Source organism: Sedimentibacter sp. MB31-C6 (assembly GCF_035934735.1).
Classification (GTDB): domain Bacteria; phylum Bacillota; class Clostridia; order Tissierellales; family Sedimentibacteraceae; genus Sedimentibacter.
In genome coordinates this window covers 1,090,918-1,107,496 of the sequence record NZ_CP142396.1, presented here as the reverse complement: position 1 = coordinate 1,107,496, position 16,579 = coordinate 1,090,918, and the positions used below count along the sequence as shown (strand labels likewise).

The window sequence follows — 16,579 nt, the reverse complement described above, 5'->3', positions numbered from 1 at the left end:
TTGGGGAGGATGGATTTAATGGATCGACTATTATTTAATTACGCAGATCTTATATTACAAAGAGGAGTAGCATTAGAAAAAAATCAAATTTTAGTCATAGAAACATCAACTGACACAATTGATTTTTTAAGAATATTAACAAAACAAGCTTATGAATTAGGAGCAAAAGATGTTGTAGTACATTATACAGATCATGAACTAACTAAAATTCGATTACAGCATGCAAGCGTTGAGACATTAACAGATGTTCCTAACTGGTGGATAGAATCCCAAACATATTACGGTGATAACGATGCATGTTTTCTAAGATTGATAAGTGAAGACCCAGATGGATTGCGAGAAGTTGATCATGAAAAACTTTCTCTTTGGAAAAAAGCTACTGCAACACCTTTAAATGAATTAAATTTCAAGAAAAAAGAAAATATGTTAAAGTGGAGTGCAGCAGCAGTACCTAATAAAAAATGGGCTCAAAAAGTATTTCCTAATTTAAAAGAAGATGAAGCATTTAATGAACTTTGGAAATCCATATTAAAATCATGTTATGTTAATGAACAAAGTGGTTTATTAGGTTGGGATGAACATATTGAAGATTTAAAAAATAACGTAGTAAAATTAAACAACTTAAATTTAAAAACTCTTCGCTTTAAAAATAAGCTGGGAACAGATTTAGAAATTGGTATATGTGAAGATGGAATATTTGCAGGAGGAATTTGTCATTGTCCAGAACCAGATGGTGTTATATTTGCTCCAAATATACCTAGTGAAGAAATATTAACTACTCCACATAGATTTAAAGTTAATGGAACAGTATATAATTCATTTCCTTTATCTTATTCAGGAAATATTATTGATAAATTTTATTTAAAATTTAAAGATGGTATAGTTGTTGATTACAATGCAGCTATAGGCGAGGAAATTCTAAAAGGTATTTTAGATACAGATGAAGGAACTAGACGTTTAGGAGAAGTAGCTTTTGTTCCGTATAATTCACCTATTAATAAGATGGGAATTATATTTTATAATACTTTATTTGATGAAAACGCTTCATGTCATCTTGCTTTGGGAGCTGGTTATACAGATGTTATAAAAGGAAAAGACAGAAGTAAGTCTGCACTGATAGACAAGGGTTTGAATACTTCAGCATTACATGTTGATTTTATGTTTGGCTCAGAAGACATGGAATGTATTGGAACAACATATGATAATAAAGAAATAACAATATTTAAAAATGGTTTATTTATTATTTAAATATAATTAAGTGACGTTTGTATTACTATAAAATTACAGGAGAAATGCAATGAAGCACCGTTTTTTATCAAAAAGGTATTGGAATTCTAAAGAAACTGCAATGGGTGAGAGTGGAAAACTAACAAATGAATATAGTGATTTAATAAATTTAAGTTTAGGAGATCCAGACTTAATTACTGATGAAAGAATTATAGATGCTGCTATGAATGATGCAAAATGTGGTCATACTCATTATACTGATTTTTTAGGTGATTTGGAATTAAGAAATGAAATATTAAAATATTATAAAGATGATTACAATTTAAATTATACAGATGATGAGATAATGGTAACTACAAGCGGATGCCATGCAATGTGGTTGGTTTTAGAGGCTATTTTAGATGATGGAGATGAAGTAATTATTCATGAACCATGTTTTACTCCATACCCACAACAAATAGAACTTGCAAGAGGTAGGACAGTTGTTTTAGAAACATATGAAGAAGAGGAATTCCAAGTTAATGTAGAAAGATTAGAAAAATTAATTACAAATAGAACAAAGGCATTAATTGTAAATACGCCTAATAATCCGACAGGTACATGCTTTAGCGAAGATACAATAAATGATATATCATTTATTGCTAAAAAATATGATTTAATAATTATAGCTGATGATATATATACATCTTTTAGTTATTCGGAACCTTTTATTCCAATTTCATCTATTGATGGTATGAAAGAAAGAACTATAACTATTGGAAGCTTTTCGAAGAATTTTGTTATGACGGGGTGGAGAGTTGGTTATGTAGTAGCTCCAGATTATATTATTAAAACGATAGTAAATATAAATGAAAACAATGTATTTACAGCACCTTCAGTTTCACAAAGGGCTGCAATTTATGCTTTAAGAATGAGAAAAGAAATTAGTAATTACATCGTAGAAGAATATAAAAAAAGAATGTATTATTCATATAAAAGAATATGTAATATACCAAATATGTCTACTCTTTCTCCAAGAGGAAGTATTTATTTATTTGTTAATATTAAAAAAACAGGACTAAGCAGTACTGAAGTATGTAATAAATTACTTGATGAAGCACATATATTAGCCCTTCCAGGAAACACATTTGGGAGTTGTGGTGAAGGATATATAAGATTAGCTTTAACAGTAAGCATAGAAAAATTAAAAATAGCATTTGATAGAATAGAAAAGATGGATATTTTCAATTAAAAGAAGATTAATATAGCAATGATATAAAGAAACCATTATATAGAACATAGGCTCGTGCAAGTTGACTATTTATACAAAATGTGGTAAAATAAACAAATAATCAATCTATTCGGTTCTTTGAAAAAAATTATTATTGAGGATGAATGTGTAATGGTAAAAGAAACTAAAAAAAAAGGAAAAAGTACTAATGATATAAACTCAACAGATAAAATATTAAATGTAATTGAGTGTATATTTAAAGAAAAAGAAATTTCTTTTACAGAAATCAAAGAAGAGTTAAATATTCCGAAATCTACATTACATAGAATATTACTTTCTCTAGAAAAAAGAGGGTATATATCTAGAAATGATGTATCTGACAAATATAGCTTAGGAGTTAAATTTATATATTATGGTGAAACTATAAAATCAAATTTAACATTATCAAAAATATCTGAAAGCATATTAAAAGATTTAGCTAATGAAATTGGTGAAACAGTTAATATAGGAATTCTTTATAATGATAGTGTTTTAAATATTTTGTCAGTGAAAGGTGAAGAATCAGTATTAACTTCAAAATTAATACCAATATCTCCACTTAATTGTTCATCAATAGGTAAGATATTTTTAGCGATAAAAAATGATATAGAATTAATTACATATTTTTCTAACAATAATTATGAAAAAAGGACAGAAAATTCTATTTGTACTTTGGATAAATTTAAAGTAGAACAAAATTCAATATTAAATTCACAAATATCATTTGATGATGAAGAATATGAATATGGGCTTTTCTGTATAGCAACACCTTTAAAAAATCATAATGGTATAATTAACGCTGCAGTTAGTATTACTGGTCCTAAAGTGCGAATGAAAATGAAAAATATCGATTTAATTCAAAAAAAATTAATTGATAAGGCATCAGTAATAAATGATATACTTATTAAGATAAAATTTGATTTTAACTATTAAATTTAATAATATATAAATAATTGATGTTTCATATCGTAGGGGACGCATTGCATGCGTCCCGCGGTATGCATAAAATGCATACCCTACAATGTAAAGTTGATTTTCGATATTCGTGAGATCTTTCACTATCAGACAAGTAGGGGACGCATTGTATGCGTCCCGAAATATGCATTGCATGCGTCCCGTGGCATTATATATAAAAAAGACGGAGGTAAAAATGGCACTTAGGATTTTAATGTATTTTGGTCTTTTAGTAGTAGGTTGGATGCTTAGTAGCAAAGGATTAATACATGAAAAACTTATGATGAAAATTTCTAATATCCAATCTATAATCTTATTTTCACTAATATTTATAATGGGTATAAGAGTAGGAATGGACGAACAGGTAGTATCATCTATAGGTCAAATAGGAATAAAGGCTGCAGTTTTTGCAGTAATAACTGCAGGGTTAAGTGTGTTATTTGTATTTATAGCTAGGAAAAAACTTATTACTGATATAAACATTACTGGAGGCACAAATGACTAAAAATATATTGTTAGTATTAGTTGTAGGAATATTATCTGGCTTATTTTTATTGCCTGAAAGCGTTTATAATAGTACAGGCATATTATTAGATATAGGTCTGTGTCTTTTGCTATTCTTTGTTGGTATAGATTTAGGAAGCAATAAGGATATATTCAAAAATTTAAAGCAAGTTGGATTTAAAATACTCATAGTACCAACAGCAACAATTATTGGGAGTTTACTAGGGGGAGTAATTTGTAGTATAATATTTGATATAGATATATTTGGAGCATTGGCAGTTGCTTCTGGAATGTCATGGTATACATTATCAGCTATAATTATTACACCAATTTCTGCTGAATTAGGTGCAGTAGCATTTTTATCTAATGTTTTTAGAGAAATAATTGCTTTTATTACTATTCCAATGATTGCTAAACATATAGGATATTTAGAAACAATAGCTGCTGGAGCAGCAATAAGCATGGATACAGGTTTGCCTATTATTACAAGAAATACAAGCCAAGAGGTTGTAATAATATCTTTTATTAGTGGAGTAATATTATCATTATCCGTTACTTTTCTAGTTCCAATTTTTGTAGGACTAATGTAATAATTATGGGAATAAAATGCCAATGGGTAAGCATAAATATAAGAAGGGGAGTGAAAAAATGACTATAATATATATTACAAGACATGGTGAAACTGAATGGAATAGGCAATGTAGATTTCAAGGTAGTATAAATTCTGAATTAACAGAAAAGGGAATTTTAGGAGCAGAACTATTGTCTCATCGTATAGAAGAAATAGATTTAGATTATATAATATCAAGCCCTCTAAAAAGAGCTTATCATACTGCCGAAATAGCTAGGGGTAATAAAAATATAGAAATAATAAAACATTCAGGTTTTCAAGAAATAAGTTTAGGAGACTTTGAGGGTATGCGTTACGATGAAATAATGATAAGTAATGAAGATACTCTTAAGAAAATTGAAGAAAATCCATTTGAAAACAGATATCCTAATGGAGAAAATTTACATGAATTTTACAATAGGGTTGTTAGTGCTTTTAAAGAAGTAGTAGAAAAACATAAAGGTAAAAAAACATTAATTGTTGCCCATGGTGGAACTATTAAATGCATTGAATCTTATATAAATAAATTAAAAATAAATAAGAATTGGATGGGAAGTGTAGTAGAAAATTGTAGCTTATCATGTATTGAAATAGATGATAATAATCAAATAAAGAGAATTTTCTATAATGATACAGAACATCTAAAAGGAAGTTTAGTTAATAATTAAATTATAGTAAATTTAGAACTCTATCATGGATTTTATAAATAGTATGATAGAGTTTTTTTATGCAAAACATAGAAAGGTGGCAAACGTTAGCATGTCTTATTTAATTAGTGAAATCTAATAAAATAAAGTTTAAACTATTTAAATTTAATTTTATTAAAATTATTTGTTGAAAAGTTAATAAAACAATGTTACACTGTTTTCTATAAGTTTATATATGAAGCACAGTAGTTTGTGTTTTGTGGATAGGAGGACGAAATGAAAAGTTTCAAGAGGATTTTAGTTGCTAATCGTGGTGAAATAGCGATAAGAATTTTTAGAGCTTGCAGGGAACTAGGTATTAGAAGTGTAGCTATTTATTCAGAAGAAGATAAAAATTCACTTTTTAGAACAAAAGCTGATGAGTCATACCAAATAGGGAAAAACAAAAAGCCTGTTGATGCCTATTTAGGAATAGATGAAATAATAAGTCTTGCTAAGTCCAAAGGAGTAGATGCAATACATCCTGGTTATGGACTATTGTCAGAAAATACAGAATTTGCTCGCAAATGCGAAGTAGAAGGTATAGTATTTATTGGCCCGAATTATATGATGATGGATAAACTTGGGGATAAGATTAAATCAAAAATTGTTGCTAAATCTGTAGGTGTTCCAACAATACCAGGTATTGAAGGAGCTGTTAAATCTGAGGAAGACGCAAGAAAATTCGCAGAATATTGTGGATATCCTGTAATATTAAAGGCATCTGCCGGAGGTGGCGGAAGGGGTATGCGTATTGTTGGCCGCCAAGAGGATTTAATAAGAGAATTCAAAAGTGCTCAAAGTGAAGCTAAGAAAGCCTTTGGGATTGATGATATATTTATAGAGAAATACTTAGACAAACCTAAGCATATAGAGGTCCAAGTTTTAGGAGATAACTATGGCAATATTGTTCATTTATATGAAAGAGATTGCTCAATTCAAAGAAGGCATCAAAAGGTTGTAGAATTTACACCAGCAATAAATATTACTAAAAAGCAGAGAGAATCAATCTGTAATGATGCCTTGAAAATTGCAAAAGCGGTTAATTATAGAAGTGCAGGTACCGTAGAATTTTTAGTTGATAAAGAAGGTAATCATTATTTCATAGAAATGAATCCAAGAATACAGGTTGAACACACAGTAACTGAAATGGCAACAGGAATTGATATTGTACAGTCACAAATTTTAATTGCTCAAGGCTATAGATTGGATTCTGATGAAGTAAATATAAAATCGCAAGATTCAGTAGAACATAGAGGTTTTGCTATACAATGCAGGGTAACAACAGAAGATCCTGCTAATAACTTTGCACCAGATACAGGTAAGATAGATGTTTACAGAACGGGTTCTGGATTTGGTATAAGATTAGATGGAGATAATGGCTTTACAGGAGCGGTTATTAGTCCTTATTATGATAGTTTGCTAGTTAAAGTAACTTCTTGGGCTAGAAGTTTTAATGATGCTATAAATAAAAATGCTAGAGCCCTTAGAGAGGTAAAAATACTTGGAGTTAAAACCAACATTGGATTTCTTTTAAATGTATTAAATCATGAAAGCTTTAGAAAAGGTTTATGTGATACTGGATTTATTGCTGATAATCCATCTCTATTAAATGTAAGAGGTGGAGAAGATAAAGAGTTAAAAGTACTTAATTATATAGGTAATATATTTGTAAATGAAACAAAAGGTGTAAAACCCCAGTTTGATGTACCTGTTGTGCCTAAATCAGATAATAAGATTAAACCAGGATTGAAGCAATTATTAGATGAAAATGGTCCAACTGAAGTATCTAAATTTGTATTAAAAGAAAAAAAACTTTTATTAACTGATACTACAATGAGGGATGCTCATCAATCTTTAATGGCAACTCGAGTAAGAACTGTTGATATGGAAAAAATAGCACCTACAATATCACATTATGCAAGTGATTTATTTTCTGTTGAAATGTGGGGGGGAGCAACTTTTGACGTCGCATATAGATTTTTAAAAGAAGATCCTTGGGAAAGACTAAAGGTTTTACGTGGCAAAATGCCTAATATTTTATTTCAGATGCTGTTAAGAGGAGCAAATGCAGTTGGGTATAAGAATTATCCTGACAATGTAATCAGGCAATTTATCAAATCTTCAGCAAAAGCAGGTATTGATGTATATCGTATTTTTGATTCATTGAACTGGATGGAAGGGATGGAAGTAGCAATAGATGAAGTATTAAATCAAAATAAAATAGCTGAAGCAAGTATTTGTTATACTGGTGATATATTAGATGAATCTAGAGACAAATATACTTTAAAATATTATGTAGACTTTGCTAAAAAACTTGAAAAAAGAGGAGCTCATATATTAGCAATAAAAGATATGTCTGCTCTTTTAAAACCAATGGCTGCTGAAAAACTTGTCAAGGCACTTAAAAACGAATTGATGATACCCATTCATTTACACACACATGATACAAGTGGTAATGGAGTTGTAACTGTGTTTTCTGCTGCAAAGGCAGGTGTAGATATCGTTGATACAGCTTTTAATTCAATGGCAGGTTTAACAAGCCAGCCTCCTCTTAACTCAGTAGTTGCTGCTTTAATGAATACTGAAAGAGATACAATGCTTAACTTAGATCATATGCAACAAATATCTGATTATTGGGAATCTGTAAGGCCAGTATATAATAAGTTTGAATCAGGGTTAAAAACAGGGACTGCAGAGATTTATAAATATGAAATACCCGGCGGTCAATACTCTAATTTAAAACCACAAGTTGAAAGTTTTGGATTAGGACATAGATTTGAGGAAGTCAAAGAAATGTTTAAAACAGTAAATGAAATGCTTGGGGATATTGTAAAGGTAACACCTTCATCTAAAGCAGTTGGTGACATGGCAATATTTATGGTGCAAAATGACTTAACTTCTGAAAATATTTACAATAAAGCTAAGGATATGGACTTCCCAGATTCTATAGTATCTTACTTTGAAGGAATGATGGGTCAACCTGAAGGAGGTTTCCCAGAAGAACTTAGGAAATTAGTGTTAAAGGATAAAAAACCAATTGATTGTAGACCGGGAGAGTTATTAGAATCAGAGAATTTTGATGAAATTAAAAAAATGCTTAAAGAAAAATATAATTTATTAGGAACTGATGAAGAAGCATTGAGCTATGCTTTGTATCCAAAAGTATTTGAAGATTATATCAACAGCTTAGAAATAAATGGAAACCTTAGGCTTATGGGAAGTGATATATTTTTTCATGGATTGGAAGAAGGAGAAACTTGTGAAGTTAAAATAGCAGAAGGTAAAAAATTAGTTATTAAGCTTGTTGAAGTAAAAATAAACGATGATGGTACAAAGGATTTAGCTTTTGAAGTAAATGGAAACAGAAGAGTAGTTACTATTAAAGATAAAAATGCTATAATTGCTAAAAGTACATCTGCAGAAAAGGTAATGGCAGATACAGGCAATCAGTATGAGGTTGGTGCTAATATACCTGGGAATGTATTTAAAATTCTTATTAAGGAAGGAGATAAGGTTGAGGCAGGTCAGCCTATAGCAGTATTAGAGGCTATGAAAATGGAAACTAATGTATTAGCTCCTTTAGCTGGAACTGTTAACAAAATACATGTAAAAGAAGGTCAACGAGTAGTGGCAGGCGAATTAGTAGCAGAATTAGAATAATATATTAAAAATAATGCAGGTATTATTACCTGTATTATTTTAGTTTAATATTATTTACTGATTGTACACGTAAACAACCAACTGTCCACAAACTATTGACATATTTTAAAAATCAGTTATATTAAAGATAAGATATAATTAAATTATTGGAGGTAGCAATGATTAATTATTTAACAAATAATATAACTGAATATTTTTGTTCAAATAATATTATTACAGACGATGAAAAAGATATATATATTTATGGATTGCAATTAATTATATCATCAGTTGTAGGAATAATATTAATAATTTCTTTAGGTTTTATTTTAAATAATATTATAAATTCTATATTGTTTTTAATTACCTTTATATCTATAAGGATGTATTCAGGAGGATATCATGCAAATTCATATATTAAATGCAATGTATCTTTAGTAATTATATATTTATTATCAATAGTAGTAATATCAATTATACCATATAACTATATTTCAATAATGTATATAAGTATGATAATTTTAACTATATATATTATTATAAAATATTCTCCAGTTGATAATAAAAATAAAAAATTAACAAATAATCAGAAAAAGAGAAATAAGAAGGTAACACTTATACTATTATTTACATTTTATTTAATTGGAATAGCTACATATAAAATAAATAGTCAGATTTTTTATACAATTATAGTTACCATGTTTTTTGTGGCAGCTTTAATTATAAAAAAAATAATAGAAGAAGGAGGTGTAACTAATGAATAATATGAAAAAAACTGTACTTGGAATGATAGCAAAACAGGTTAAGAAAACAGCTAGTTCGGCAGCAGGTTCTACATCATTCTGGGGATTGCATCAGCCAAAAGAGCCAGAATGTCTAAGAAGTAATAAGTAAACAATGTTAATCTGTTTTTGGGGTGATTCCATTGGGAAAGTTAATTAAACACTATTATTTTAGTAAGGGGGGATAATAAATGAAAAAAAAACTAAAAATAGTGGTTTTGGTTTTCTTAACATTAGCTTTCATATCAGTTCAGATTAATATTACATTTGCTAATCAAGGAATGCTAATAAATGAAAACTCGTACATTGATTATCGTTGAAGTAACTAGTAGTTAGTATTTGATTTGAAATTTAAAGGAAGGTAGAGTTAATACTCTAATAGGATTTTAATTAGCCTATGAATGATTTGATTGAAAGAGAATTTATAAGAAGATGTATCACTGATATGTAGATTTTGTCGAAATTACAAATATCAGAGATACATCTTCTATGCATAGTAGATTATTATATTCATAAATATTGAATCTTATTTATACTTATTGGATTTAGCTTAATGCAACTCTTACTATAAGATACCTGAATTCTTGAGCAAATTAAAAAATTATGTTAAAATGTTTATATTATAAAAGTTATTACTATGCAGATATAATTTATTATGCAGTTACTGATAATATATATTCATTTTCATTAAAGCATTGTGCATTTTGATTTAGGGGGGATAATATGAGCTACTTTAGAATTGGTATTTGTGATGATGAAGAAATAATATTGGACAAGTTATATCAGTTAATAAGGAATAAATTTGAGAAAATTAATTGTGATTTTGACATAAATAAATTTAATAATGCAAAATCTCTTATTAATTCTCATTCAAAGGATGATTATGACATTGTTTTTTTAGATATTGATATGCCTAAAATAAATGGTATAGAAGTAGCTCAAAATATAAGGATAAGTAGTCCAAATACAATAATTATCTTTGTAACAGGTAAGGATGAACTTGTTTACGAGTCTTTTAAGGTTCAGCCATTTAGATTTATATTGAAATCTAAATTAGTTGAAGAACTTACAGAAGCTATTATAGAAGCACATAAATTATTAGAAAAAAATACATATAAAATACATATTAAAATTGATAATAAACCGTATGAGATTGATGTTAATAGTATTTTGTATATAGAAAGCAGTAGAAACTATATAATTATAAATACAGTGAGTAACAAACAATATAAATACAAAGATAGTATCAATCAAAAGGAAAGGGAACTAGAGGAATATGGGTTTATAAGAACTCATTTAGGATATCTAGTAAATCAAAGATATATTCAAAGGATAAGTAACGAAAATGTAATAATTAAAAACAATCAAAAAATACCTATAAGCAGGTCTCGCATACAATATGTACAACAAAAGCTCATAGAATATCTAAGGTGAAATATGAATAAGATGCAAATAATTATATTTGAACTACTAATTAATTTATTTGAGTCATATTTGATGATTGATTTTATTTCAAAATTTAATGGTTATAGATATAATAAAATAAAAAGAAACATACTTTTTGTTTTTGCGATTTTAATATTGTTTGTAGAAGTATCGATAGCAAATTATATTGAATCGTTTATAGAAATACCAAGTTATGTAGCTTTAATTGTAATGATTATATATAGCATTATAGCTCTTGAAGGAAAATTCATTGAAAAGTTAATGAGTTGTATTACCTTTAACGTTGTTGTGATTCTAATTAACAGTTTTTCTTTATTTATATTTAGTATGATTTTTAATGTAAGTGTTGATAATATGATAACTACTTTTGGAATATATAGAATTGTTAGTTTAGTAGCATCTAAAATATTATTATTTTATGTATCTAGAATAATATTGAAATTAAAAATCAATAAATACAAATATGATAAAATTCATTCAACTTCATGGATATTAACAACTCTTCTTCCATTACTTACGATATTTGTAATGGTTACTATTACTGAAACAGAGGTTTTGAATAATGATATGAGAATTAATGTTTATTTATTCTTATCAATAGTAGGATTAATACTCATTAATATTATTTTTTATTATTTGTTTGTTAAGTTAGGTCAAGAGTATGAAATATCAACAGAAAATGAACTTTTAAAACGAAATCTTATGTTACAAAACAAACATAGTTGGGAAATAAAGGAACTTTACAATGAAATTCAGGCTATGCGACATGATATGAGAAATCAAATTATTTGTATTCTCTCTTATATTCAAGATGAAAATTATGAAAAAGGAGTGCAATATATTAATAGTATAATAAAGGATATAAATAATACAAAAAAATTTATATTTACAAAAAATGATATGTTTAATGCTATAGTAAATAACAAATTATCTGAAGCTAATTCAAATGGAATTAAAACAAGCTATATAATTAATTATGAGTTAGATAATTTCATGGAAGAAAGAGACATAAATATTTTATTTGGAAATTTGTTGGATAATGCAATAGAAGCATGCGATAAATTAAAAGGCGATAAAGAAATAAGTTTATTAATCGATAAAAAAAGAGATTATATATTAATTAAAGTTAAAAATACAATAGATAAATCAGTGTTAAAAGATAACCCTAATCTTTTAACAACGAAGTTTAATAAGTCCAATCATGGAATGGGATTAAAGAGTATTAAAAAAATAATAAAAAAATATGACGGAATAATAAATTACTATGAGAAGGATAATATGTTCTCCTGTAACATATTATTACTAGAAGAAAAAGTAACCAAAAGTTATAATTAGCGAATATGTTTCCCGATTTTTATCAGGTAATAAATAATATTTTAGAAGGAGAAATCATGAAGTTTAATATAGCTCTTTTGCAAATGATGGTATATGATGATAAAATTAAAAATATAAATAATGCAGTAAAAATAATTAAAAAGGCATCCGAAGAAGGTGCCAAGATGGCAATACTACCTGAAATGTTTTGTTGTCCCTATGATAATTCTTATTTTAGAGAGTATGGTGAGGAAGAAGGAGGAATTGCTTATAGTGCTTTAAGAAAAGCTGCAAAAGATAATGAAATATATATAGTTGGAGGTTCCATTCCAGAATTAGAAGGAGATATGGTATATAACACATCATATGTATTCAATCCTCATGGTGAACAAATAGGTAAACATAGAAAGATGCATTTATTTGATATTGATGTTAAAGGAGGACAGTACTTTAAAGAATCAGATGCTCTTGCTTCAGGAAAGGATGTTACAGTATTTGAAACTGAATTTTGTAAAGTTGGTCTAGCCATTTGTTATGATATTAGATTTCCCGAACTAAGTAGATTGATGGTTGCTGATGGAGCGAAAGTAATTATTGTTCCAGGTGCATTTAATATGACAACTGGACCAGCTCACTGGGAGCTACTTTTTAGAGGTAGGGCTCTTGATAATCAAGTATTTACTGTTGGAGTTGCTCCAGCGAGGAATTACAATTCAACATATCATTCATATGGCAATTCTATTGTAGTATCACCTTGGGGAAATATATTAAATCGAATGAATGAAAAGGAAGGATATATCATACAGGAATTAGATTTAGATTATATTACAAAAATTAGAAATGAACTTCCATTAATGAATCATATTAGAAATGATGTATATTCATTAAGTAAATTTGACAGTGAAAAGTAGATATAGTCTAATAGAGAACTGTTTGTTACAAATTTTTATTATAGTATACCTTTTTAGATTAAGATAGCATAATATATTGTATAATTGTTTATATAAAGATGTTATGATATTATAAAATAAATAAAAGGAGCTATTTATGAGAATTATAATAGATGGAGATGCTTGTCCACAAAGAGTTAAAGAAATTTGTGAACAAGCTGCGCGGGAATATGGAATAGAATTAATTATAGTTGTAGATATGGATCATTATATAGTAAGTGATTATGAAATTATAGTTGTAGAACAAGGAAGAGATTCAGTTGATTATAAAATTGTTCAAATTTTTAAAGAAGGAGATATTTTAGTAACTCAAGATTATGGATTAGCTAGCTTAACCTTAGGTAAAGCAGAAGCCATTATTCATACAGCTGGGTTTTTTATTAATAAAAATAATATAGATAATCTTCTTCAATCACGATATATTGGTGAACGAATTAGAAAACAAGGTGGTAAAACCAAAGGTCCCTCTAAAAGAAGAAAAGAACAAGATGACAATTTTAAGAAATGTCTTTATAAAGTTTTAAGTGAAAAACTAGGTAGAAAAAAATATAAATAAAAATTCAATAAAAATTATTGACATAAACAATTCTAAGTTATATGATGTTTATAGGACTTGTAGGACAGCTGTCATCACATAGCTTAAAATTAAGATGAAGAATAGCAGATATAGTCTAATTTTTTATTAAAATGGAGTGAGTATAGATAATGGCTATTAAACAAGTGAAGAAATCAAGTGTAAGTGAACAGGTTTTTGAACAACTTAAACAACAGCTTATAAAAAATGAATGGAAACAAGGTGAAAAGCTTCCATCTGAGAATGAATTAGCAGAGGCATTTGGAGTTAGTCGTGTAACAGTTCGTCAAGCAATACAAAAGCTAACAGTTTTAGGATTGTTAGAAACAAGATTAGGTGAAGGGTCTTTTGTAAAAAAAGTAAAACCAGGATTATATATGAATACAATAATTCCCATAGCTTACCTTGGAGAAGATTCTTTAGAGGAAGTATTAGAGTTTCGTGGAACGATTGAAGGTGTAGTTGCCGAGTTAGCTACACAAAAAATAACTGAAGACGATATAAGGAAGCTTGAGAATTGCTATAATGAAATGAATCTTTATAAGGATGATTTGGAGTTGTTTGCTAAGGCAGACTTTGAATTTCATTTAATAATAGCTAAGTCTACTAAAAATTCAATGTTTATTCAAATATTTAATATTATCTATGATGTTTTATATGATGCTATGACTAAAGTAGTAATGAAAAAGGGTATTTCTGCTGGTCTTAGTTATCATAAATTGTTGTTAGATAATATTAAAAAACGCGATTCAAAAGAAGTTAAAAAAATCATGGATGAACACATGCTAGATAATAAAATAATATTTAAAAAAGGCAATGAATAAGAAAAGTATGCTACTTTTCTTATCTAAAAACCTGTATGACAACAGGCAGCATACAGTTAATTATATTTAATAAAGGAGATTAAGTTTATGAGGAAGATTAAGCAAAAAAGTGCTCCTGAAAGAAAACAATGGGCACAGTTTGATGCATTGCAACTTGGAACGAAAATGGATGAGGATGATATTAAGAAGCCACAAATATTAATTGATGATGTATATGGTGATAGTCATCCTGGTAGTGTTCATTTAAACAAAATTACCGAGCAAGTAAAGTATGGTGTATTTGAAACTGGTGGTTTTCCTGCACAATATCATGCTACAGATATTTGTGATGGATGTGCTCAAGGACATGATGGTATGAACTATGTACTAGCTTCTCGTGAAGCACTATGTGATATTGTAGAGGTTCATGGGTCTGTTTTTCCTTGGGATGGTATGATTTTAACTTCTTCATGTGATAAGTCTATACCGGCACACTTGAAAGCAGCAGCTAGACTTGATATACCAACAATATTTATACCTGGTGGCAGTATGAGAGTTGGTCCGAATATGACAACATCTTTAGGTGACGGAGATATTTCTTTGCGTCAAAAACGTGGTGAAATTACGGAACAAGAACTTAGAGATTATAAAATAACAGGATGTCCATCAGCTGGTGCTTGTACATTTTTAGGAACAGCAAGTACAATGCAATGTTTGTCAGAAGCTCTTGGTTTGGCTTTACCTGGAACTGCTTTAATGCCAGCAACTATGACAGACATACTTCGTGAATCTAGAAAAGCTGGAAGAAAGATTATGGAATTAGTTGAAAAAGATATAACACCTAGTAAAATATTAACAAAAGAAGCTTTTGTTAATGCAATTATTGTACATGCTGCCATAGGCGGTTCAACTAATGCAACAATTCATCTTCCTTCTATAGCTTTAGAATTAGGTATTGAGTTAACTCCTGAGTTATTTGATGAGATAAATCATAAAATACCACACATAGGAAATGTTAATCCAAGTGGTGAACATTTAACTGAATCATTTTGGTTTGCTGGGGGCATTCCAATGGTACAACTTATGATTAAGGATTATTTATATCTTGATGTTATGACAGTTACAGGAAAAACATTAAGAGAGAACTTAGAAGAATTAGAAAAAGATAATTTCTTTGATAGAAATTTAGGATATTTGACAAACTATGGACTTAAGCGTGAAGATGTAATTCTACCGCTTGAAAAAGCAAAAGAAATAGGATCTATTGCAATTTTGAAGGGGAATATAGCTCCAGAGGGGTCTGTTGTCAAATATTCTGCTTGTACTGAAAGTATGCTTATTCATAAAGGTGTAGCAAGGGTTTATAATTGTGAAGAAGATGCATATAATGCAGTTGCTCAAGGTCAAATTAATCCAGGGGATGTAATTGTAATTCGTTATGAAGGACCTCGTGGAAACGGTATGCCAGAAATGTTAATGACAACAGATGCAATTGTATTTGATAAACGTCTTGATGGTACAGTATCATTAATAACTGATGGTAGATTTTCAGGTGCTACTCGTGGTGCTGCAATTGGTCACGTTTCACCAGAAGCAGCTTCAGGGGGACCATTGGCGTGGGTAAAAACTGGGGATATAATAGAATATAACATTCCTGAAAGAACAGTTAATGTTGTTGGAATTAATGGTGTAGATATGTCTTTGGAAGATGTAAAAAAAGTATTTGATGAAAGATCTAAGGAAGGAATTATTCCTAGACCACCTAGAAAAGGATTATATAAAAGATATACAACTTCTGCATTATCAGCTATGAAGGGTGCAGGTTATTAAAAATTAAT

At 28.7% G+C, this 16,579-nt stretch carries 15 protein-coding genes; all 15 read left to right on the top strand.

Annotation, left to right across the window (positions count from 1 at the left end; genetic code table 11):
* Positions 1-18: 18 nt before the first annotated feature.
* The 15 genes from U8307_RS05380 (at position 19) to ilvD (ending at position 16,571) form a co-directional block, all read left to right on the top strand.
* Positions 19-1,248: an aminopeptidase gene (locus tag U8307_RS05380; RefSeq protein ID WP_326910867.1), complete on the top strand. Its 1,230-nt coding sequence runs from the start codon at positions 19-21 to the stop codon at positions 1,246-1,248.
* A 49-nt stretch (positions 1,249-1,297) separates the two neighbouring features.
* Entirely contained in the window at positions 1,298-2,458 is a 1,161-nt protein-coding gene (locus tag U8307_RS05375) for a pyridoxal phosphate-dependent aminotransferase (protein ID WP_326910866.1), read from the top strand.
* Positions 2,459-2,608: 150 nt separating this feature from the next.
* Positions 2,609-3,409 (top strand): IclR family transcriptional regulator, encoded by an 801-nt coding sequence (locus U8307_RS05370; RefSeq protein WP_326910865.1) that lies wholly within the window; start codon positions 2,609-2,611, stop codon positions 3,407-3,409.
* Between the two features lie 217 nt (positions 3,410-3,626).
* Positions 3,627-3,935 carry a LysO family transporter gene (locus tag U8307_RS05365; protein ID WP_326910864.1) on the top strand — a complete coding sequence of 103 codons (309 nt, stop codon included), beginning with the start codon at positions 3,627-3,629 and terminating at the stop codon, positions 3,933-3,935.
* Positions 3,928-4,524 carry a lysine exporter LysO family protein gene (locus U8307_RS05360; protein WP_326910862.1) on the top strand — a complete coding sequence of 199 codons (597 nt, stop codon included), beginning with the start codon at positions 3,928-3,930 and terminating at the stop codon, positions 4,522-4,524. The genes U8307_RS05365 and U8307_RS05360 overlap by 8 nt, the downstream gene beginning before the upstream one ends.
* A 58-nt stretch (positions 4,525-4,582) precedes the next feature.
* Complete coding sequence (locus U8307_RS05355; protein ID WP_326910861.1) at positions 4,583-5,212, top strand: histidine phosphatase family protein; 630 nt, start codon at positions 4,583-4,585, stop codon at positions 5,210-5,212.
* A gap of 255 nt (positions 5,213-5,467) precedes the next feature.
* The gene (locus U8307_RS05350; protein WP_326910860.1) at positions 5,468-8,893 is read left to right on the top strand and encodes a pyruvate carboxylase; all 3,426 of its coding nucleotides are present in this window, start codon (positions 5,468-5,470) and stop codon (positions 8,891-8,893) included.
* A gap of 158 nt (positions 8,894-9,051) precedes the next feature.
* Positions 9,052-9,636: an accessory gene regulator ArgB-like protein gene (locus tag U8307_RS05345; protein WP_326910859.1), complete on the top strand. Its 585-nt coding sequence runs from the start codon at positions 9,052-9,054 to the stop codon at positions 9,634-9,636.
* Entirely contained in the window at positions 9,629-9,766 is a 138-nt protein-coding gene (locus tag U8307_RS05340) for a cyclic lactone autoinducer peptide (RefSeq protein WP_326910858.1), read from the top strand. Before U8307_RS05345 ends, U8307_RS05340 begins: the two co-directional genes overlap by 8 nt.
* A gap of 611 nt (positions 9,767-10,377) precedes the next feature.
* Positions 10,378-11,088 (top strand): LytR/AlgR family response regulator transcription factor, encoded by a 711-nt coding sequence (locus U8307_RS05335; protein WP_326910857.1) that lies wholly within the window; start codon positions 10,378-10,380, stop codon positions 11,086-11,088.
* 3 nt (positions 11,089-11,091) lie between these two features.
* Positions 11,092-12,435 carry a sensor histidine kinase gene (locus U8307_RS05330; protein ID WP_326910856.1) on the top strand — a complete coding sequence of 448 codons (1,344 nt, stop codon included), beginning with the start codon at positions 11,092-11,094 and terminating at the stop codon, positions 12,433-12,435.
* Between the two features lie 56 nt (positions 12,436-12,491).
* The gene (locus U8307_RS05325; protein WP_326910855.1) at positions 12,492-13,325 is read left to right on the top strand and encodes a carbon-nitrogen hydrolase family protein; all 834 of its coding nucleotides are present in this window, start codon (positions 12,492-12,494) and stop codon (positions 13,323-13,325) included.
* A 136-nt stretch (positions 13,326-13,461) separates the two neighbouring features.
* Entirely contained in the window at positions 13,462-13,920 is a 459-nt protein-coding gene (locus tag U8307_RS05320) for a YaiI/YqxD family protein (RefSeq protein WP_326910854.1), read from the top strand.
* 149 nt (positions 13,921-14,069) lie between these two features.
* A complete protein-coding gene (locus tag U8307_RS05315; RefSeq protein WP_326910853.1) occupies positions 14,070-14,762 on the top strand; it encodes a FadR/GntR family transcriptional regulator in 693 nt (230 codons plus the stop codon).
* Between the two features lie 87 nt (positions 14,763-14,849).
* Entirely contained in the window at positions 14,850-16,571 is a 1,722-nt protein-coding gene (ilvD, locus tag U8307_RS05310; protein ID WP_326910852.1) for a dihydroxy-acid dehydratase, read from the top strand.
* The last annotated feature ends 8 nt before the right edge of the window (positions 16,572-16,579 follow it).

Excerpts from the sequence above, each read along its gene's own strand:
- U8307_RS05380 (WP_326910867.1), top strand. The coding sequence starts at position 19 with ATGGATCGACTATTATTTAATTACGCAGATCTTATATTACAAAGAGGA.
- U8307_RS05375 (WP_326910866.1), top strand. The coding sequence starts at position 1,298 with ATGAAGCACCGTTTTTTATCAAAAAGGTATTGGAATTCTAAAGAAACT.
- U8307_RS05370 (WP_326910865.1), top strand. The coding sequence starts at position 2,609 with ATGGTAAAAGAAACTAAAAAAAAAGGAAAAAGTACTAATGATATAAAC.
- U8307_RS05365 (WP_326910864.1), top strand. The coding sequence starts at position 3,627 with ATGGCACTTAGGATTTTAATGTATTTTGGTCTTTTAGTAGTAGGTTGG.
- U8307_RS05360 (WP_326910862.1), top strand. The coding sequence starts at position 3,928 with ATGACTAAAAATATATTGTTAGTATTAGTTGTAGGAATATTATCTGGC.
- U8307_RS05355 (WP_326910861.1), top strand. The coding sequence starts at position 4,583 with ATGACTATAATATATATTACAAGACATGGTGAAACTGAATGGAATAGG.
- U8307_RS05350 (WP_326910860.1), top strand. The coding sequence starts at position 5,468 with ATGAAAAGTTTCAAGAGGATTTTAGTTGCTAATCGTGGTGAAATAGCG.
- U8307_RS05345 (WP_326910859.1), top strand. The coding sequence starts at position 9,052 with ATGATTAATTATTTAACAAATAATATAACTGAATATTTTTGTTCAAAT.
- U8307_RS05340 (WP_326910858.1), top strand. The coding sequence starts at position 9,629 with ATGAATAATATGAAAAAAACTGTACTTGGAATGATAGCAAAACAGGTT.
- U8307_RS05335 (WP_326910857.1), top strand. The coding sequence starts at position 10,378 with ATGAGCTACTTTAGAATTGGTATTTGTGATGATGAAGAAATAATATTG.
- U8307_RS05330 (WP_326910856.1), top strand. The coding sequence starts at position 11,092 with ATGAATAAGATGCAAATAATTATATTTGAACTACTAATTAATTTATTT.
- U8307_RS05325 (WP_326910855.1), top strand. The coding sequence starts at position 12,492 with ATGAAGTTTAATATAGCTCTTTTGCAAATGATGGTATATGATGATAAA.
- U8307_RS05320 (WP_326910854.1), top strand. The coding sequence starts at position 13,462 with ATGAGAATTATAATAGATGGAGATGCTTGTCCACAAAGAGTTAAAGAA.
- U8307_RS05315 (WP_326910853.1), top strand. The coding sequence starts at position 14,070 with ATGGCTATTAAACAAGTGAAGAAATCAAGTGTAAGTGAACAGGTTTTT.
- ilvD (WP_326910852.1), top strand. The coding sequence starts at position 14,850 with ATGAGGAAGATTAAGCAAAAAAGTGCTCCTGAAAGAAAACAATGGGCA.